This window comes from Paenibacillus campi, from assembly GCF_034659835.1.
GTDB classification, from domain to species: Bacteria; Bacillota; Bacilli; order Paenibacillales; family Paenibacillaceae; genus Saccharibacillus; species Saccharibacillus campi.
In genome coordinates this window covers 118,148-137,470 of the sequence record NZ_JAXSQZ010000006.1, presented here as the reverse complement: position 1 = coordinate 137,470, position 19,323 = coordinate 118,148, and the positions used below count along the sequence as shown (strand labels likewise).

General features: G+C 46.2%; 16 protein-coding genes and 1 riboswitch. Of the genes, 12 read left to right on the top strand and 4 right to left on the bottom strand.

Annotated features, from left to right (window positions below; genetic code table 11):
* Positions 1 to 110: 110 nt before the first annotated feature.
* A complete protein-coding gene (locus U1I11_RS15280) occupies positions 111 to 767 on the bottom strand; it encodes a universal stress protein (protein ID WP_322907008.1) in 657 nt (218 codons plus the stop codon).
* A gap of 540 nt (positions 768 to 1,307) precedes the next feature.
* A complete protein-coding gene (locus U1I11_RS15275) occupies positions 1,308 to 1,805 on the bottom strand; it encodes a hypothetical protein (RefSeq protein ID WP_322907007.1) in 498 nt (165 codons plus the stop codon).
* A gap of 388 nt (positions 1,806 to 2,193) precedes the next feature.
* A riboswitch (cyclic di-AMP (ydaO/yuaA leader) is annotated at positions 2,194 to 2,374 on the top strand.
* Between the two features lie 122 nt (positions 2,375 to 2,496).
* On the opposite strand from U1I11_RS15275, the gene U1I11_RS15270 reads away from it, so the two are divergent.
* The 5 genes from U1I11_RS15270 to U1I11_RS15250 all read left to right on the top strand — a co-directional run bounded on the left by U1I11_RS15270 (position 2,497) and on the right by U1I11_RS15250 (position 6,319).
* Positions 2,497 to 2,910 carry an MDR/zinc-dependent alcohol dehydrogenase-like family protein gene (locus U1I11_RS15270; RefSeq protein ID WP_322907006.1) on the top strand — a complete coding sequence of 138 codons (414 nt, stop codon included), beginning with the start codon at positions 2,497 to 2,499 and terminating at the stop codon, positions 2,908 to 2,910.
* A 266-nt stretch (positions 2,911 to 3,176) separates the two neighbouring features.
* Positions 3,177 to 3,848, top strand: a complete 672-nt coding sequence (locus tag U1I11_RS15265; RefSeq protein WP_322907005.1) for an oxidoreductase — start codon at positions 3,177 to 3,179, stop codon at positions 3,846 to 3,848.
* 280 nt (positions 3,849 to 4,128) lie between these two features.
* A complete protein-coding gene (locus U1I11_RS15260) occupies positions 4,129 to 4,863 on the top strand; it encodes a hypothetical protein (RefSeq protein WP_322907004.1) in 735 nt (244 codons plus the stop codon).
* A gap of 157 nt (positions 4,864 to 5,020) precedes the next feature.
* Positions 5,021 to 5,620: a GNAT family N-acetyltransferase gene (locus U1I11_RS15255; RefSeq protein ID WP_322907003.1), complete on the top strand. Its 600-nt coding sequence runs from the start codon at positions 5,021 to 5,023 to the stop codon at positions 5,618 to 5,620.
* Between the two features lie 198 nt (positions 5,621 to 5,818).
* A complete protein-coding gene (locus U1I11_RS15250; RefSeq protein WP_322907002.1) occupies positions 5,819 to 6,319 on the top strand; it encodes a DinB family protein in 501 nt (166 codons plus the stop codon).
* A gap of 325 nt (positions 6,320 to 6,644) precedes the next feature.
* Here the strand turns inward: U1I11_RS15250 and U1I11_RS15245 are convergent, their stop codons facing one another.
* Positions 6,645 to 7,580: an aldo/keto reductase gene (locus tag U1I11_RS15245; RefSeq protein ID WP_322907173.1), complete on the bottom strand. Its 936-nt coding sequence runs from the start codon at positions 7,578 to 7,580 to the stop codon at positions 6,645 to 6,647.
* A gap of 970 nt (positions 7,581 to 8,550) precedes the next feature.
* On the opposite strand from U1I11_RS15245, the gene U1I11_RS15240 reads away from it, so the two are divergent.
* The 6 genes from U1I11_RS15240 (at position 8,551) to U1I11_RS15215 (ending at position 16,783) form a co-directional block, all read left to right on the top strand.
* Positions 8,551 to 9,984, top strand: a complete 1,434-nt coding sequence (locus U1I11_RS15240) for an ABC transporter substrate-binding protein (RefSeq protein ID WP_322907001.1) — start codon at positions 8,551 to 8,553, stop codon at positions 9,982 to 9,984.
* Between the two features lie 162 nt (positions 9,985 to 10,146).
* Positions 10,147 to 11,247: a carbohydrate ABC transporter permease gene (locus tag U1I11_RS15235; protein ID WP_322907000.1), complete on the top strand. Its 1,101-nt coding sequence runs from the start codon at positions 10,147 to 10,149 to the stop codon at positions 11,245 to 11,247.
* Complete coding sequence (locus tag U1I11_RS15230; protein WP_322906999.1) at positions 11,247 to 12,341, top strand: carbohydrate ABC transporter permease; 1,095 nt, start codon at positions 11,247 to 11,249, stop codon at positions 12,339 to 12,341. The genes U1I11_RS15235 and U1I11_RS15230 overlap by 1 nt, the downstream gene beginning before the upstream one ends.
* A gap of 730 nt (positions 12,342 to 13,071) precedes the next feature.
* Positions 13,072 to 13,854, top strand: coding sequence for a class I SAM-dependent methyltransferase (locus tag U1I11_RS15225; protein WP_322906998.1), 783 nt, complete (start codon positions 13,072 to 13,074; stop codon positions 13,852 to 13,854).
* A gap of 396 nt (positions 13,855 to 14,250) precedes the next feature.
* Positions 14,251 to 15,666: a hypothetical protein gene (locus tag U1I11_RS15220; protein WP_322906997.1), complete on the top strand. Its 1,416-nt coding sequence runs from the start codon at positions 14,251 to 14,253 to the stop codon at positions 15,664 to 15,666.
* A gap of 223 nt (positions 15,667 to 15,889) precedes the next feature.
* Entirely contained in the window at positions 15,890 to 16,783 is an 894-nt protein-coding gene (locus tag U1I11_RS15215; RefSeq protein ID WP_322906996.1) for a hypothetical protein, read from the top strand.
* A gap of 36 nt (positions 16,784 to 16,819) precedes the next feature.
* Here U1I11_RS15215 and U1I11_RS15210 read toward each other — a convergent pair whose 3' ends face one another.
* Positions 16,820 to 17,311, bottom strand: a complete 492-nt coding sequence (locus U1I11_RS15210; RefSeq protein ID WP_322906995.1) for a hypothetical protein — start codon at positions 17,309 to 17,311, stop codon at positions 16,820 to 16,822.
* 1,198 nt (positions 17,312 to 18,509) lie between these two features.
* Between U1I11_RS15210 and U1I11_RS15205 the strand changes: the two genes are divergently transcribed.
* Complete coding sequence (locus tag U1I11_RS15205) at positions 18,510 to 19,181, top strand: GntR family transcriptional regulator (protein WP_322907172.1); 672 nt, start codon at positions 18,510 to 18,512, stop codon at positions 19,179 to 19,181.
* The last annotated feature ends 142 nt before the right edge of the window (positions 19,182 to 19,323 follow it).

Genomic DNA, 19,323 nt, shown 5'->3' with positions numbered 1-19,323 from the left:
CGCAGCCACCGCACCGCAGCCACCGCACCGCAGCCACCGCACCGCAGCCACCGCACCGCAGCCACCGCACCGCAGCCACCGCACCGCAGCCACCGCACCGCAGCCACCGCCTAATTGCTCGCTTCCAGCATCCGCTCCAATGGCTCTGTATCGATTAATATGCCTTTGCGCACTTTCAAATATTGATATTCCCCATCGATATGCAGCTTAAGCAATCCATTTTCAAAGTCGGTATGCATTTCTTTGAAAAAGACGCCTTCCGCTACGACAGGTTGATCGGTTTCATAACGAATCTGGTAGCCTTTTGGCGTACGGATTACATCTACTTCGACCCCATCCTCATGCGTTTCTTCCAAATTCGCCTTCATCCGCTGTACGGCGACGATATGCAGGTCGATCGCGCCCAGATGTTCCAACAGATCGTTCACGAGCGAGCCGCGTGTAATTTCTTCCCAGAACGAACGCACCGATTGTCCGATAATCAATTGGGTTACCCCATGCTGGTGCGCTACGTCTGCGATCGCTTCTGCCAGCTCACGATCCTCATTGAGCTTTACGAGAAAGGTGCCGCCCGCTTCTTCGGTCAATTTTTTCCATGAATTATAATATTGCTGCATATTCATATCCAGTTCACTTACCGGCTCGCTAAGTACGCTAAGTACAATTAGCGGGGCATGCAATAGCTCTGCCAGGCGAATGCCACGCCGGATTAGCCGCTCCCCGTTTACACTGTAATGAACACCAACCATAATTTTCTCTCCGCTCATTGCGATAACAACGCTCCTTTAATCCGTAATAGAGTGTTCTTCAGCATAGCTGCGCGGTCGTTTCTCTTTGACTTTGACAAAATCGTAAAGTTTACCGCTGTATAGCCATTCGTGTGCAACTATAGAGGCACCGGGCAGACCTTATCCAGCTATGCCGCCACATTCGCCCCAACTGACTGCCGATGCTGACTGGCTACATGCGCTAATACATAGATAGCGGCTGTGCTGAGGTGACGAACACATTGACCGTAATGAATGTGCAAGGTATAGCCATTTGGCGTCGATTACGATCTTCTAGCTTGACTGTGGTACATTTAAATTTTGGCTCTGTATTCACATTGCTATCGTGCAGAACGTGAAACAGATTTAAAGGTAAGCTTCATCTCGGTCAATGCACTAGGGCGTGGCTACACTAACACGCCATGCTTGCGTACACGCCCTAGCTCGTCATGCAAATGCAAACCGGATATCGAGCGATCTACTTACGCATTCTCCTGTTGCCCTGCCGCTCACCCTTTATAGACACTTAACCAGCATAACTCAAAAAGAATAATAAGATTGGCAATAATAACTAAGAAATTCCCGCTCCGTAGGCGGTACTGTCATTCCTGCCATATGATGAATATGCCGCCGTATCGACTCGCTGCTCGGTGTATCCGAGCTTTCGCTCAGCGCCTTTTGCCACGACGCCAGTGCCTCTGCTGCTAGATGAGTACGTGTAAAGCCCCATTGCTGTTCATACTGGTGTATCATTGCGAACGCTTCTGCCGCTTGCCGTCGTTTCAAATGTCGGAATACTTGTCCCCACTTGATCAGATCAAGCTGTGCTGCTCCATCGGAAAACTCAAACTCTGCCCACCCGAACGCACCGCTGCCTGCGATACGCAGCAAGCCGCAATGCAGCGGACGATACGCTTCTGGCAAAGCGAGTTTTGTCTGATCATACAAAAACAGCTCCAAACGGTGAATATGCGCCTCAACGATGACGGATTGGGCACGTACAGCAGATGGAATGAGCGGAATGACAGCAGATTGCATACAAGGATGCACTCCTTTACATGTAAGGTTTAGTTGTGAGCCATCATAGGTCATTTTGCAGTGGACGTAAATGGCGGATAACTACGTTAGATTGTCATGTACGTCATTGGCGAGCCATGTAATCGGATTCATTGTATCGATTCACGGTAATTCATAACGAATGCTCCGTTTTACTCAATTTGATATAAAATTAGAGCATTCATCAAAAATATGACGCAAGCGAGCGAAAATGGAAGCAAAACGTTGACTGTACACTGCGTAATCAACAAATAGCTACAAAATGCGAAACTGTGCGTCTTTACTTTGTCAAGGCAGGAGAGTATGATTCGTGTCAAGTTCATAAATTACGGTGTACGACATAAATTGGCGCCGTAACCAGCTTAATGTCCGTGTATGCAGGCAAATCCGTCTGTAGCCGGAGAGCGGGGGAACCAGCGAACAGCTCGTAAGCGGAACTGTTCAGGGGTGAATCGGTACGGTAGCTGTCCAAACGTGCAGTCTACAGTCTGTAGGGAGACTCTTACTTCCGAATCCGTCAGCTAACCTCGTAAGCTGAATATAAGAGAGGCGACAATGATCATGACATCCGGTAAGCACAGCTATGCCTGTGTGTGGAATGTTTGAGAAGCTGGCGAGAAATCTCTTGTGCAGCTTCTTTTTGTTTGCCTTCACCCAATTGGAGGAGAAAGAGATGGAGTTGGAGCAGGAATCGGAGCTACCGAAGGAGTATGTGCTAGTATGTCCAGCGACGCGTGCAGGGGAGCAGTTTATGCAACTGCTTAAGATCAAAGGGATCGACTTTATCGCGCTCGTAAACAGCTATGCAGACAAGGTAAAACTGGAGCGAATGGGTGTGACTCATGTGCTGTTGCTTGATACACAGCGACAGCAAGAATGGACGATTCCACCACTGGCGGTCGGCAAAGTGTATTTGTTTGAACGCAGCTTGCCGCTCTGCTGCCGGTACATTCAGATGTGCCGCACATGGACGAGCGAACCGATCTATGTGATTACCGAAAGCAGCAATTCACGCATGATCTACAGAGGGCTTGGTGCCGATCATATTGTGCATACGAATGGCGGCAGTGTCGCCTTTTTGCTCTGAATAGCATCGCAGCTGTACACCCGAATGACGCGTAGTGTGCGCATTCGGGTGTACAAGTTTACACGATAATTCCGCTACGCATACACATACGTTGCAGCTACACAGCATGACTCCCTTTTCTAAAAGGAAGGGCGTTTCCAATCAATGGAAATGACAACATATTGCTCGCTCCCATACATGTACACGATTAAACCGCTGCGGTCGCTCGGCTGTAACATTATATCCGTACAGCTATACAACCGCTGCGATGGAAAGGAAATAAGCGAATGAGCGAACGAATTGCACTGATCGCAGGCGCTACCGGGCTAGTAGGACGCGCACTAGTCGATGTGCTGCTGCAAAACGAGACGTATGATCGCATCAAAGTGCTCGTGCGCCAAGTCGTACCCGAGTGGCAGCAGCACGAACGCTTGCAGCAGCTTGTTGTCGATTATGATCATCTGGAACGACATGCCGCCAATCTGCAAGCGAACGACGTATACTGTTGCCTCGGCACAACGATCAAACAAGCAGGCAGCCAAGCGCGCATGTATGAAATTGACGTCACCTACCCGCTGCGGTTGGCAGAGCTTGCGCGCCAGCAAGGAGCGACGCATTGGCTCGTCGTAAGTGCGATGGGCGCGGATGCCAGCGCACGCATTTTCTATTCCCGTATAAAAGGTGAACTGGAGCAGCAATTGCGTACGCTCGGCTATCCGTTTCTATCGATCGTTCAGCCCTCATTACTACTCGGTAAACGTGAGCAGTTTCGCGCTGGCGAGCGAGCCGCTGCGGTAGCATCCAGCGTATTGTCGCCGCTGCTGCGCGGCAATCTTGCCAAATACAAGCCGATTCAGGCGGAGACGGTAGCGCGGGCGATGTATCGTCTTGCATTGGAGCTGCAACGAGGGACGAATGTGTATACATCGAGCCAATTGCAGCAGCTCGGTTCGGAGTGAAGGGCGGTAGGATGGAAGGCAGACATAGGCACGAATCGTTATCATATCTTATGAAAAACACATTGGAGTCGTAGCATGAGAACATCGCTGCTCTGCAATAGCAAACGGCTTATTTAACACGGTCAAGCTACTAGCTTATGCTGCCCAACTCACTGTACGTCACATGACAGAGCGGCTACAATAGTAGGATGGACTCGGCTATTTTGCGTAGTGAACGTAATTTGCCGGGCAATTTACATGTGCGGCTACGAGCTGCGATGAAACGGAGAATGAATACAATATGTCACAGATGGATGCCAAGCAGGCTGCTTCATTAATTGAGAAATGGATCGCTTTTTACGATATGGATAATCCGCAGGCATGGGATCGAGACGACTATGCCTTTGTGCAGCAAGCGTGTCGCGATATGCGTGCGGCAGTGCAGACGCTGCGCGGCAAAGGAAATACCGTTGCCGCGCAGCAACGCAAGCTGGCGGATGGGCTGGAGGAATTTATTGAAGATTCATTTATGGATGATCCGCATGAATGGGAGCCGGAAAACCGTGCTTTTGTCAAACAGGCGATGGAGGCGCTACAGTATACGGCAGCTCAGCTACGCAAATCAGCCCCTGTTGCTGGAAAGCCTGTGCCAGGTGGTGCCAAGCCGCATAACCAAGCTGTGCACAGCAAGACGACTGCACGCCCAAATGTTACGCATAACAAAGGTACCAACCATCGTGCTACGAACCAAAGCGCTACTAACAAGAGCAGCACAAACCGCAGCGCCACCTATACAAATGCTACCCATCAAAATGCTACCAGTAACAACAGCACAAACAAGCATAGTACAAGCAAAAACGCTGCAACTAGAAGCACCGCAAGTATAGGCGCACCGCATCGGGCTGCTACAACAGGCAAACCCGCTACAGGCAAAACGAACAACAGCAACACGTACAAGCCTACCACTGGCAAAATCAATGAACAGGCAAACGGACAAGGTAAAAGCGGTCGTAAAGGCAAACCCGGAGGACGTTAAGTTCTCGGCAATAGTGGGATAGTGTTTTGTTATGCCACACCTCTTTTCACTGCATATCGTGCTTGAATAACGCAAACACGATAAGTATAGTGTGTTGCTATGCCCACCTTTTTTGTTGCACCCGTGTTTACATGCACAAACACTATAGGAGGCTGATATGAACAGTAATCCAGATATCGAACAAGCGGCGCTGGAACATGTCGTTCAGATAGAACTTTGTCCGGCTGCGGACAAACATATTATTTGCAATATGTATCCTTTTTATTTGTATGATTTATCGGAAATATGGGAACGGCTGCCGAATCGGTATGGCGTATTTGAAGACGATGATCATTGTGCTACACTTGCTCAGCAAAGTGAGATGTTTCATATTTGGTGGCGTCATCCGGGCACATTGTTTCCATTTTTGCTTCGTGTAGATGGAACGCCGGCAGGTTTTGCGCTTGTCTCGACACCGCCGTACGTACCGACAGGGGAGCAGGTCGATTATTTTTTGCATGACTTTTTCCTGATGCGTCCGTTTCGTGGCAAAGGCATTGCGCAGCAAGCGGCTAAACATGTGTTTGACACCTTTGCAGGACGCTGGGCGTTGCATACGAATCCAACTGGACGCAATATGCATACCCGCCGCTTTTGGCGCCAGTTGCTGACGGATTATACAAGCTACAAATACGATGAGCAGCCGTTTGAATCGGATGAACAGGAGCAATTTTTGACGTTCCGGTTTGTCAGTCATGCGGCGTCAGCGTCAGTGTAATTTCTATATAAAATAATAATCCGATCATCAAAGCTGCACCAAAGCATTTGTTGCCTAGCGATAGTGCACGTTTGCACACGAAGTGACCGCTCTGTACTTCATTTATGCCTTCAACCTAGGAGTTCAATCCACATATGTGCATAAGTTGAAATTCACTGCTGAATGGGATACATTAAGCTGGAAATGGAGGATACGAATATGAATGTTACAGCAGAACAAGCCTTTGCGAGAGCGTTAGTGCAGTCTTTAGTAGGCGAACGGGGGCATCTGCCGATTGCGCGTGCGCTGTCAGATATCGATTTGCAGCTGGCAGGTCAGCAGGTCGCAGGGCTTCCGTATACGATTTATCAGCTCGTCAGTCATATGCGGTACTGGCAGGACTTTATGCTAGCCCATGTGCGCGGCGAGCAGCCATCCCGCCCGCCGTCGGTAGCCGATAGTTGGCTAGAGCATACGAATGCAGCTGATGAAGCAAGCTGGCAGGTCGTGCTTGATGATTTCCTGCAAGGGATCGATAGCGCCTGTGAGCTTGCCAACACATTGGAGCTTGCCCAGCCGCTGGCATTAATCCCAACCGAAACGATTGCCGGATTTCTGCGCAATATCGCTTCCCATAATACGTACCATCTTGGTGAGATCGTCATCATCCGCAGATTGCTCGGATCATGGCCGCCACCAGGCGGAGGCTATCCGGCGTAAATGAAGGTCATTTTGTGAAGCACGGTCAAGGCAATAGACGTGTTTGCTGGACAAGTGCGTAATGGAACGGATGAATAGGTGGGCATGTTTAGCATCATTGATCATCGCAGCGACATAAGAGACAGTTTGTATCTTTTACAGCTGCAATGATAGATAGCATAGTTAACCTGAATAATACCAGCATACAGACGCTTAATGCAGCGGCTCTGTATGCTGGTATTTGCATTTCTCTAATAATGAAGTTGGACGGTTCGGAAATAGAGGATGCGTTGCAGACGACTGACTGTTCAACGCTTAACCGATAGATTCAACGTATCCGTTTCGTTTATGCAAAAATATGCTCGATCTGCTCGATCTCCTGCGGAGTCAACTGTACAGCTAGCGTTTTCAAATTGTCGAGCACTTGGTCAGCACGCTTGGCGCCTGGAATAATCGCATCGATCGAGTCGCGAGTGAGATACCAAGCGAGTACGAGATGGGCGATTTCGATACCTTTTGCCTGTGCGATCGGACGCAACATATCGACCTTTTGCAAATTTTGCTGGAACGCTTCGCCGGTAAACAACGGACTTTTGGCACGCAGATCGTCAAAGCGTGTATCCGCATCATATTTACCAGCAAGCAGACCGGATGCGAGCGGAAAATACGGGATAAAGCTAATTTCATGCGCTGCCGTATATGGCAATAGCTCCTGCTCAGCAGAGCGTTTGAACAAATTGTACTCAGCTTGCAGCACATCGACATCACCGTGCTTGTTCGCCTCTTTTAACTGGTCAATCGAGAAGTTGGACACGCCAATCGCCCGAATTTTACCTTCGTCTTTCAGCTTCTTCAGCTCACCAACCGCTTCATCTTTCGGTGTATGCTCATCTGGGAAATGAATATAAAACAGGTCGATATAATCGGTTTGCAACCGCTGCAAACTGCCTTCCACACTGGAACGCAAAAAGGCAGGCGAGTTATCGAACACAACATCACCTTGCTCGGTAAATTTATGCGCCCCTTTGGTGGCGATGACCAGTTTGTCACGCCCGCCTACCTCTTTGAGCACTTCACCGATTAATTCCTCCGAACGTTTCGGGCCATAAATAAAAGCTGTATCGATAAAGTTCAGCCCATGCGCAATCGCAGTGCGCACGACCTCTTTGCCTGCTTCTTCATCGAGATTTGGATACAGATTGTGACCGCCAACCGCATTTGCGCCAAGTCCGATCGGATTGACGAGCAGCTCGCTTTTACCAAGTTTCGTATATTGAGTCATCATTCATTCAGCTCCCTTTCGTATAACATAAGGCGATAATGACATATTAGACATTGCAACCGCTTGCTGAAACGCGAACGGACAATAAACCCGCTGCCACCAAGCGGATTAGCGGAAATGATGCTGGCAAATGAGTACGATAGCAGTTTGAGCACTATTTTAGCGTTTCTTTTGTATAAATAAAATAAATCATTTTTATCAAGAAAGTGTTATTTTTGAATAAGTACTAGTGGATGATTATCCAGAAAATATTGAAATAAATACGGCAAATAGAACATATATCCGTCAGCAAAGCGCTAGATCAGTTCGCTGACATTATAAAAAACCGCCTTTTTCTGCCGCATATTAAACGAGGTCGGCAAGGGATAAATAAGGAAAAGTTTACCTTTATACAGAACACGGTGCGTACGATTGCACAGCATTTGGCGGCAAAAATGGAATTGGTTCCACAATTGTCCGTTTGCCCGAAAAAGGAATCGGTTTCACAAGGGTGATCGAGTCGTCGAATCGATACTGTAAATGGTTCAGAACGTTGAATTGACAGCTTTTTTTGAAATACCAATGTTGCAGTTGGTGACGATGGTGTAGCGCATGAAAATCGTATTTTGGCATCGTTTTTAAATATGCTTATGATTAATGATTTTGCTGATGAAAGATAAGGGCAAAAAATAATATTTTCATTTATAAAAAAAGGATTGCTTATCTGGAAGCGGTATCATAAAATGTTCTTGCGAGCAACTGTAAACGCTTACAGTCAGATGGCTGATTTTGTCAAGCTTTACCAAACATCAGGATCATTCAACGAACGCAAGAATTTGATAAAATTTTGTAATCGTTATCAAATTATTGTTTACTTTTCCTGATAAAAATAAGAAAATGGGATAAAAGTAAAAATTATCTATTTGTAACTAAGTGTTTGTGCTCAGAGATCGCAAAAAGGGATGTATATTCAAAAGAGAGGGTTGAGTCCATGAAACAAAGCAAACTGAAAAGAAATGGTTCTTTAAGTTTAATGCTGGTGTTGTTGTTCTCCGTCGTGCTAAGCGCTTGTTCCGGAGGTAATGGCGCCAATACAACAAATAACGCGCAAACCGGCAGCGAAGGCACAACCGGTACAACAGCAACTACAAGCGGTGCCGACTTGATCAAAACAGCACAAGTTCCGGCTGGCTCTGATCTGGAAAAGGCGCTAAATGGTGAATACAAAGGTAAAAAAGTAACGATGTACGGCCCGTTCGTTGATGCGGATGAGCAGAAGTTCAATGCCAGCATCAAAGCATTTGAAGAAGCGACCGGCATCGATATCGCGTATGAAGGCTCCAAAGAGTTTGAAGCGACGATCAATGTGCGCGTAAATGGCGGTAATGCGCCGGATATCGCGGACTTCCCACAACCGGGCTTGCTGGAAACATTTGCGAAAGCCGGCAAAGTAGTTGACGTATCGACATTTATGGATGCCGATTATATGAAAAAACAATACAAACAAAGCTGGCTGGACATGGCGCAAATGCCAGGTGCAGACAACAAAAATATTACCGCTGGCGTCTGGGCGCGCAGCAGTGTGAAAAGCTTAGTATGGTACAACAAAAAAGCGTTCGACGAAGCAGGCTACACCATTCCAAAAACATGGGATGAAATGATGAAGCTGACCGAGCAAATCGCTGCTGACGGCGACCCTGCATGGAGTATCGGTATCGAGAGCGGCGCGGCAACCGGTTGGCCTGCTACCGACTGGGTAGAGGACATTATGCTGCGTACAACGACGCCTGAAAACTATGACAAATGGGTCAAAGGCGAGCTGCCATTCACCGATCCAATCGTGAAAAATGCAGTCGAGAAAATGTCCCAAATCTGGTTTAACAAAGACTATGTATACGGTGGACGCAGTTCGATCGCAACGACGAACTTCGGTGATGCGATCGCTCCACTGTTCACCAATCCGCCCAAAGCATGGCTGCACCGTCAAGCCGGCTTTATCACTTCCTTCATTCCTGAAGGCGTGAAACCGGAAGATTACGACTGGTTCCCATTCCCATCGATCGATGCGCAATACGGCACACCAGCGCTAATCTCTGGCGACATTTATGCGATGTTTAACGATCGTCCTGAAGTGCGTGCAGTGATGGAGTTTTTCACTACAGCCGAATCGCTGCAAAGCTGGATCAAATCCGGCGGTGTAACACCTCCAATGAACGGTACACCGGATGATTGGTTTGCGAACGAGCAAGAGCGTCGTATGTCCGAGTTTGTGCAAACAGCCAAAACGATTCGTTTTGACGGTTCCGACTTAATGCCTGGTGCTGTTGGCGCAGGTACATTTTGGAAAGGCATGACCGACTATGTGAGCGGTACAGCCAACCTCGATCAAGCGATGCAAGAAATTCAAGCCGGCTGGAAAAAATAAACCGGTGAAGGCGTGTATGCAAACGACGAATAAGCTTGTGTACACGCCTTCATACCAATTGAGACCAACCGCCAAAACGGACCGGGATTAATTCGGTCCGCTTTGGTTTGATTAGAGCTTGTTTTTCCGATTTGTTTGCAAATTGTTGAAGGGGGAAAGCCAATGGACGTAAGCAAAACAGTGGATACGCGTGCCAAGCAACGATTCACGCCCAGAATCATTCTGTTATCGATCCTTGTCCCGTTACTGAATCTCGGACTGCATACGCTGATCTTTCTGTTTTTTAGAGGATCGGAATTGCCGCCGATCTTTAATGCACTGCTGGCGGTCATCTGGGGCATATTCGGCATTTATTCCATTTATTTTTCCTTAAACTGGGTCGTGGAACAGTACCCGGATAAATGGAAAGAACGCGTAATCCCGTATGTGTTCGTTGGCCCGGCGGTATTGCTGCTTGGCTGGCTGTTATTTTTGCCAACGCTGCGTACGCTGTACTTAAGTTTTTTTAATGCCGATTCGACCCAGTTTGTCGGGCTTGCCAACTTTGTGGCGGTATTTACCGACCGACTGCTCGTAACGGCGCTGCGTAACAACTTGATGTGGGTTGCCTTCGGTACGTTAGCATGCGTCATTCTCGGTCTGTTGGTTGCGGTATTGGCAGATCGCAGCAGCTTTGAGCGTGTTGCCAAAGCGATCGTGTTTATGCCGATGGCGATCTCGTTCGTCGCGGCAGGCGTCATCTGGAAGTTCATTTACTACTATCAACCAGGCAACGATCAAATCGGTTTGCTGAATGCGATTATCGTCAATATGGGCTTTCAGCCGCAAGGCTGGCTCAGTATGGTGCAGCCGTGGAACAATCTGTTCCTGATCGTTATTCTCGTCTGGATGCAGACCGGGTTCGCAATGGTTATTTTCTCGGCTGCGATCAAAGGCATTCCGGAAGATATGCTAGAAGCGGCACGGATGGACGGTGCGGGCGAAATTCGCATTTTCTTCAAAATTATGCTGCCGGTCATTTCCAGCACCGTACTGGCGGTAACGACGACCATTATCGTGTTCACCCTGAAAATATTTGACGTCGTAATGATCATGACGGGCGGTCAATACGGGACGGAAGTCGTAGCGACCGAGTTTTATCGTCAGTTGTTTATGTATCAGAATGCAGGCTACGGCTCGACGCTGGCGATTGTGCTGCTCATTGCCGTCATTCCGGTCATCATCCTGAACGTGCGTCAGCTTAAGAAGGGAGGAACATTGTAATGCGCAAAGCCAAAGGACAAAAACGCAAAGCGAGCTGGATCGTCAATCTGGTGCTTGGCATCATCTGTGTCATCTGGTTTATCCCGACGCTGGGGCTGCTCATCTCCTCGGTGCGCCCGGCAGCCGACATTTTACAAAGCGGCTGGTGGACGGTGTTCCCGCATCGTCAATGGGACACGGTAAGTCAGCTTAAGCTTGATCGCGATACCGATCTGCGACAGCCGATTACAGTTAACGGCAAAACATTTACCGACGATCAGCTTAAAGCCGGTGTCGAAGATGGCAATCAGCGTCTAATCTGGGAAAATCGCCGCGCCCGTACGGTGGATGTGCAAGAGAAGAAATGGGGCGCGTCGAGCAATTTTACGCTGCAAAACTATGAAACCGTGCTTGGCGGTAAAGAATACAAAATTACGCAGCCGGACGGTACGATCAAAACCGAACAGGGCAGCGGCATGGGACGCTCGTTCTGGAATACGATCGCGGTCGTTATTCCATCGACCGTCATTCCGATCTTTATCGCTTCCTTTGCAGCATATGCGTTTGCCTGGTTAAAGTTTAAAGGGCGTAAAATTTTCTTTGTCGTCATTATCGCATTGCTCGTAGTGCCGTTACAGGTTGCGCTAATTCCGATTTTGCGGGATTATACGACGCTTGGACTGAACGGTACGTACTTCGGGATATGGATGGCACATACGGCGTTTGGCTTGCCGCTGATCACGTACTTTATGTACAACTCGATCAGTCAGTTGCCCAAAGACTTGTTCGAATCGGCATTTATGGATGGAGCGACCAACTTTACTATTTTCTCCAAGCTGATTTTGCCGCTGTCCGTACCGGCGCTGGCATCGATCTCGATCTTTCAGTTTTTGTGGGTATGGAACGATTATCTCGTATCGCTCATCTTCCTCGGCTCACAGCCTGATGTGCAAGTATTGTCGATGAGCATCGCCAACCTGGTCGGCTCGCGTGGTAATGACTGGCATCTGCTCACAGCGGCTGCATTTGTATCGATGTTAACGCCGCTGGCTGTATTTTTCGCACTGCAAAAGTATTTTGTACGCGGCTTGCTGGGCGGTTCGGTTAAAGGCTAATCCGTCAGCACAGTATAAGACAGTATGTCCAATTGGTGTACAGACGCTGACCGATCTGGCTAATGATTCGTCAGCATAGTACAGACCCTATGGCAGGTAGATCGGAGTCCAGAATCAGGTATGCCCCCTTCTGCTGCGATTCGCTCTGCTACCTGTCTTGTCAGTGTTATTAGTGTTATTATTGAACATCACGCCGTCTGTGCGCCGGTTGCTGCGCTGCTGGAATGGGCAAACAGGCAAGTTGGCTGTTTATGCTTGGTGTAGCGATGACATTCCATGCGTCTGAATTTGAAACGGAGTGAAATGCACGGCGATCCAGACAAGTCCAAGTCCGGTGCCAAAGCTGCCGCTGAGTCTACTAAGAAAGATCAATTCGATCATAAATGGCAGCAAAAGTGCATAGACTGACAAGTGTGCGGAGTAAACTACCACGATGCACGTATGCAATATGTTTTACGTATGTTGCACAACGCTCAAGCTAAACACGTTAAATGATGGGCTTCGCATACCGATGATGTGTAGGTGCTAACGGTAGAAGTAGTGAATAAACTCGAACTATCCAGAATGGTCAAAAGAGTGCTGTCGATTCATTTGGCGGCACTCTTTTGTCTATGTTTTATACATAATGGATTAGGGAGTACGCAGGGACGTTTATACAGACAACGATGTGAAAGCGGACATTGTACAACCAAAGGATGACTGCATTGACAGACGACAGGAGGAATCAGCATTGAATACATACGCAGCCATCCTATTCATAATCATACTCATCGTAGCGATTCCAGCGCTGCTCTTGCTTGTGTATTATAGCTGGCGTAATGGCATATCCCCGTTGCCTGCTTCGGCATCGATTCGTAGTGAAGTGAGCAAGCAGGTACAGACGGTAACCGCGCAACTGGCTAATGTTAGAAGGCAGGAGCAGGAACGAATGCGGTTTGCAAGAGATGCGGGGCGTGCGGGTACAGGGATGACGTTGCAGCAGCCATCCAACAGCGAGACGGCAATTCGATCAAGGAAACCTCATAAGGAGCAGGGGATAGCAGATGCTCGTCATCAGCATGAGCAAGACGTGACAGCTACACTACTCGCTACATTATGCGCTCAGCAGCAAGCGATCCATGTCGTGGAAGCGGGTTCTGGCTGGGGCACGCTGGCACTACGTATCGCTGCGGAGTGTCCAACTGTACAAGTGATCGGAATTGAAAATTCACCATTACCGCTGCTCTGCTCACGCCTATTCGCTTGGCTAAAACGTGCTGATATCCACTTTCAGCAAGGCGATCTGTATCGATATCATTATGAACAGGCGGACGTGATCGTCTGTTATTTGTTTCCGCGCGCGATGCGCAAATTAAGCTCACTACTGGAACATCAATGTCGTCCGAATACGTATGTGATTAGCGTCTATTTTGCCTTGCCAGACTGGGAACCGGAACGGGTAATCATTTGCCAGGATTGGTATCGCACACCGGTGTATGTGTATCGGTGTGGGCATCGGAGTTATTTAGTGTGAGTAATTAAGATGCAGTTTCCATATCGTATCAACGAGCGATACGGACAATGATCGAACAAATATACGGATGCCGAAGCCGCCTGACGACAATGCGAACAGGCGAAAATTCACAACAACACATCGTCGACCATAGTTAAAGCGGATCGACAGTCAGCCAATTCAAGTGGTGGTAAAGGCAATTCCATTTGCGACATTGCCTATCATTGAATCCTGTGTACACGGCATAAAGCAAGCGGCAACGAGCAGTCAGCTACGATGTAGCTGGCTTATTTTTTCGTTGACACTGCATATTTATTCATGCTAAATTCATTGCAATATTTTAATTCGCATCGGAATTATAAGAATTGGAATATACTGTGTTTTTCCTACCATTCCCCTATCTGAGGAGGCATTTGTTTGAAAAAGATAACCCGTTTCACACTGGCGGCACTTGTTGCTGCACCTGCTGTATTCGGAGCAAGCGTGTTGCCGACTGCATCCGTGTTTGCAGCTGTACCACAGCAGACGGCAGCCAAAGCATCCGCTCTGTTAAACACTAACGGCAGCGCCGCACACGAGGAAACCGCGGCGGAATATGCACAATTTTTGCAAGCAAAATACAATATTCAACTTCCGCAGCAGGTGAAACGAGGCGACTTTTTGCGAGCGCTTGCCGCGATCGTACCGGCTGCGAACACAACGGCAGCAGCCGCGAAAATACCGACATTTACCGATCTCAAGCGAGGTGATGCTGCTTATGATGCAGCGGTGACGCTGTCCCAGCAAGGGATTGTAGCGGAGCAAACGATTCATGCAGACGCTCCGTTAACGGTCTATGCGGCTGTGTTTGCTGCCGTAAAAGCAGCAGGCTTCAAAGAGCTTGCCTACACGTATCCGCAAACGAAAATAACCGCCGCTTTTGCCAAAGTCGGTATTGCAGCAAACCGTGTACAAGGACAAGCCGCACAGGAGCTTGCCGCTGCGATCGACACCGGGCTTGTCCCGTCAAAACTGTACCCGTCACTGCGTAAAGGCGGTACGATTGACCGCAATACCGCGAACATCCTGCTCGGCAAGACGCTGACCAGTTTGGGCAAATACAAAAACGAACTGGGACGCACAAGCGACAGCGATATTTACGAAAAGCTATATGCCGCTTATCGTACTGCCGATCTGATTCAAGCGCCGGAACTGCGTACGATCGTCGATCAGGCGCTGCGCAGCAATCTGGTGACCGGATACAATCTGAAAGACAGCCGTTATAATTCCAATTTTATCGATAGTCTAACGATTACGTATGGGCATGATGATATTAAACATGCGGTGCAATTGATCGGCTTACTGCGTAGCGAAGGCATCGATGCAGACGTACAATTCCAGCCGAAAACATCCGCGTTTATTTACCTTAAGGAATGGGGCACACCAAAGGAAACAGCCGATTATAAAGTGACTCAGATCGAAAATGGTAACTATATCGCTTATGCAAAAGAGTACGATATTCAGTTTGAATTTAACGATGCTGCCGATAAAGAGCGCTTTAACCAGATTATCGCAACTTACGCCAAAAAGAACAGCGATACGAAAACACCGCTAATCTACGGTTCCTGGTGGCAGCCGCTGTACTATTCACCAACCGAGCTATCCGGTTACCCGGTCATTTCCAATACGAAAATTACACTCGGCAACCAGTATGCCCAATCGTTCTCGCTGCCGAGCCAAGCATCTGCCATCCGCGACGGATTCCGCAAGCTTGCCCCGGACGATACGATTACAGGCTATGATTTTTGGGTGGATCAGCCGTTTTTTAATTATTTGAATGGGGAGTCGGAGTGATAGGGGAAGCTGAGCTAAAGCATAAATTTATAAATAGCTTGGATTCATGGCAGCCCCGAATCCAAGCTATTTTGTATATATTCAAAGTCGAACACAATCCACTTTTGTTTTCTGATATGGTAATTATTTGATTTAGATACTTTTTTATAGTAATATTTAAAACTGTTAATAATTTAGTTAGAGCGAATATATACTTAAAATTTTAATCAGTAAGGAGGAGTATATGAAAAGTTTAAAGATTTCTTTTTTTATTCTTTTAGCTGTCTCAATGTTAATATCACTTCCTGTTTCAGCATCAGAAACTTCAAATCATTTATTGAATAATAGCGAGATTCAAAGGTTAAAAAGTTTTGGATTTACTGAAGAAGAATTACTTACTTATACACATGCAGATTATAATGCTTTTAATCAAGCTGTTGGGGATGATGTATACGGTGAAGTTGTTAATGAAACTACTACTTACTATAAAGTGACCAAACAAGAGACGATTCCAGTCGACGAGAACGAGGCGGTCGCAGGAGCTAACCAGGCTAATTTAAATAAGACTTTAGGTTTAGGTGATTTTCGCATCCAAGCTTTGCCATCAGATAGTACAGATTCAGGGTGGTTAAAAATGACACTTTCTGTATCAAAAGTTCTTGATTCTAGTGGCAATTGGCATGGTGTTTATAAGCTTAAAAATTCTTGGAAATGGCTTAGTTTCCCAACCTTCAAATTACACGATGTAGTAGGTATAACATTCAATCCTAATTTAACGTATATCCAAGATAGTGAGTTTGCACAATATCGTTATCGTGATGGAAGTGTTGGGCATACATGGGCATCGAAGACCTATAATAAGGCACCGCATAAATCAGCAAGTGCTGGAATAGCTTTTGAAATTGATATGCAACTTTATGGAGCAGATGGTGGCTCTACGGATCAACACGAAGGCTATATGATGATCAATGTTAAGCGTAATAGTAGTAGCGCAACTTCTACAAATGCTTATGGTCATTATGCTCATATAGCTATAAATGCATCTTATAGTGTTAGCATTACAACTGGTTCTATAAGTGTATCTGGAGTAGCTAAAAAGTATTATGCAAATGACACAGCAGTAAGCTGGAGTATTTAACAAAAGAGGTCGCTCATTTTGAGCGACCTCTCTCTTTTAAAAGCTTTCCTTTAATATTATGTTTTGTTGTTTGTCTAAAAACTCAATTGTAACTTGTGGAGTTGGATTCCATATTCTTTGATCTTGAACAACTAAATATATCTCATGGTTATATTCATAAGTTTTACTTTCGCCGTCTATGATTAAGTTATATTTACTTGCATTTTTAAGAATATTATCGTTTTGAATAATAAGACCAAACGATCCTGGTTCTAACCCACCAAACACAATACCATTTCTAGGAACACTATGACTAGTATGCGAGTTCCCGTTTCTTTCATATACATATACACTATTACTTTTATTTGAAAATAAGTAATACTTTGAGTCACTGATTCTTACTATATTAGGGTCTTGTATTTTCTCTTTTTGAATAAAGGCGTTTATATTTTCCGATTGTATAGATTTAGTATCATTATTAGAATTATGAAATAAGAGAAGTGATCCTAAAATAATTATGCCTGCAATTGCAGTAGTTCTCAACAGCATAATAAAGCCTCCTTACTGTTCTCATTTAACATTTTAACCTAATTTAACTATAATGAACAGATATATGTTAAATTCTTACATCGTGAAAAATTGAAGTGTATAGATATTTATTTATAAAACGCTTACAGGAAAAGCTTTACATTCGTAAATAGGAGTAGTAACATAAAAATCAAAGTTTTAAAGTTGTATACAAGTACACAACAATTTCTTTTATAATAAGCATTAATCTTCGTGCAATGTTTTCTTTTAGCGTAGAGGTTATTGTGATCATGCGTTTTTGCTTATGTCGCTCCTATTAATATTCAAGCGCCGTATCACACTATCGTCTAAAGCTCGGCAAGCAAAGGGGGCGTTGATGCGCGGTAAAACAACACGGTTGCTGTTGCAGCAAACAAGCAACGCCAGCGCCGTCTACAGGTAGGTTGGGGTTATTATTCCATGCCAAGCGTTATTGCTCCAATCGGATTGTTCATTGAAAACGATACATCCGTTCTGCCGGTTTGTGCTAAAATCGGGATAATGACAAGCAGCAGCTGGTGCTGCATAAAGCACAACAGCATAGCGTGCAGAAGCATAGTAGGCTGTCTCAAGTGGAAATTGTGTTTGAACGTCCCTAAATCGATTCAGCACTAAGCGATGATTAGATCGCTAAACTGTAAATGTACTTGAGACAAGCTAATAGTGTCTTGACCATGTTAAATATTAATTTTGATTATTTGCTGAACTGGCTATATTTCAAGATTTAAACTATCTTCAAAATCTAAATTCATCTCGGTCAAGCTAATAGTAGGCTGTCTCAAATGAAAATTGTGTTTAAACGTCCCTAAATCGATTCAGCACCAAGCGATTTTTGGATCGCCAAACTGCAAATATATTGAAGACAAGCTAATAGTGCGATGACCGTTTTAAATATCTAGTTTAATATTGTACAGATTCCCTGTCTAAATAAGGACATCTAGCAGATGTAAAACTAATATTGAAAATCGTCAAAGTGATAGTGCATTGACCACATTTAATTTGAATTTTGGGGCGGATTCAATCTCTTATTTGTAATAGTTTCAGTATACAGCTACAGCTTAAATTTAACTTGGTTATTAGAGTAGTATGCACGAACAGGATCAGCAGCTCCTGTTCACCTATTCTATGCGGCTCACGTTGCTTGTCCACTAGCGATTATGCACAGAAGGGAACGTTGACGATGCAATATCCATCCGCCTGGCTACAAGGGGCTTCCCGTGGGGAAATGATTGCCTGTGAGTTAAGGCTGCATATTATAAATGAAACGATCAAGCCGGGAGAGATTATTTCAGAAAATCGTATTGCCGCCGAGTTTGGCAGCAGCCGTTCACCGGTACGTGATGCGCTGAAGGCGTTGGCGGGCGAAGGTTTAATTCGGCTGGAACGTATGGGTGCGGTTGTACTGGGGCTAAATTTGGAAGATGTGAAAGAGCTGTATGATGTGCGTTATTTGATCGAAAGCTTTGTGCAACATCGACTGGCTGAAGGACAGCATGAAGCATTGCTCGTGCAGCTTGATCGTACGATCGACAAAATGAAGCTGGCGGTTAAACACGGTGATTATGTTGATTTTGCATATCAAGATTTTATGTTCCATGAAACGATTGTGATGCAGGCACAGCATAAGCGTATGATCCATCTGTGGAACAGCATTCGCGGGATCGTCATGACCGTCATTTTGATCACCACCGAAAAAGGCTTCCAAACCGGAGCAGAACGTATGAACTGGGTCGCTGACAAGCATTATAAAATATTAAATGGACTGCGTTCCCATGATGCGGATACGATTCGCCGTGCTGTCGATGATTATTTTGCCGATTCTGCACAAACATTAAGTCGTACATTGCCTTAAAATAGGTGCTGTATTTCATCGCTGCCATCTAGCTTGCTTGTGAGTTGGATAATGAAAAACAGATACAGTCAACGATACCTATCATTCGCTTTAACTTGTCGACAAGTATACAAGAATGCTAAAACAGCGCCACAACTACGCT

Excerpts from the sequence above, each read along its gene's own strand:
- U1I11_RS15280 (WP_322907008.1), bottom strand. The coding sequence starts at position 767 with ATGAGCGGAGAGAAAATTATGGTTGGTGTTCATTACAGTGTAAACGGG.
- U1I11_RS15275 (WP_322907007.1), bottom strand. The coding sequence starts at position 1,805 with ATGCAATCTGCTGTCATTCCGCTCATTCCATCTGCTGTACGTGCCCAA.
- U1I11_RS15270 (WP_322907006.1), top strand. The coding sequence starts at position 2,497 with ATGGAGTTGGAGCAGGAATCGGAGCTACCGAAGGAGTATGTGCTAGTA.
- U1I11_RS15265 (WP_322907005.1), top strand. The coding sequence starts at position 3,177 with ATGAGCGAACGAATTGCACTGATCGCAGGCGCTACCGGGCTAGTAGGA.
- U1I11_RS15260 (WP_322907004.1), top strand. The coding sequence starts at position 4,129 with ATGTCACAGATGGATGCCAAGCAGGCTGCTTCATTAATTGAGAAATGG.
- U1I11_RS15255 (WP_322907003.1), top strand. The coding sequence starts at position 5,021 with ATGAACAGTAATCCAGATATCGAACAAGCGGCGCTGGAACATGTCGTT.
- U1I11_RS15250 (WP_322907002.1), top strand. The coding sequence starts at position 5,819 with ATGAATGTTACAGCAGAACAAGCCTTTGCGAGAGCGTTAGTGCAGTCT.
- U1I11_RS15245 (WP_322907173.1), bottom strand. The coding sequence starts at position 7,580 with ATGACTCAATATACGAAACTTGGTAAAAGCGAGCTGCTCGTCAATCCG.
- U1I11_RS15240 (WP_322907001.1), top strand. The coding sequence starts at position 8,551 with ATGAAACAAAGCAAACTGAAAAGAAATGGTTCTTTAAGTTTAATGCTG.
- U1I11_RS15235 (WP_322907000.1), top strand. The coding sequence starts at position 10,147 with ATGGACGTAAGCAAAACAGTGGATACGCGTGCCAAGCAACGATTCACG.
- U1I11_RS15230 (WP_322906999.1), top strand. The coding sequence starts at position 11,247 with ATGCGCAAAGCCAAAGGACAAAAACGCAAAGCGAGCTGGATCGTCAAT.
- U1I11_RS15215 (WP_322906996.1), top strand. The coding sequence starts at position 15,890 with ATGAAAAGTTTAAAGATTTCTTTTTTTATTCTTTTAGCTGTCTCAATG.
- U1I11_RS15210 (WP_322906995.1), bottom strand. The coding sequence starts at position 17,311 with ATGCTGTTGAGAACTACTGCAATTGCAGGCATAATTATTTTAGGATCA.
- U1I11_RS15205 (WP_322907172.1), top strand. The coding sequence starts at position 18,510 with ATGCAATATCCATCCGCCTGGCTACAAGGGGCTTCCCGTGGGGAAATG.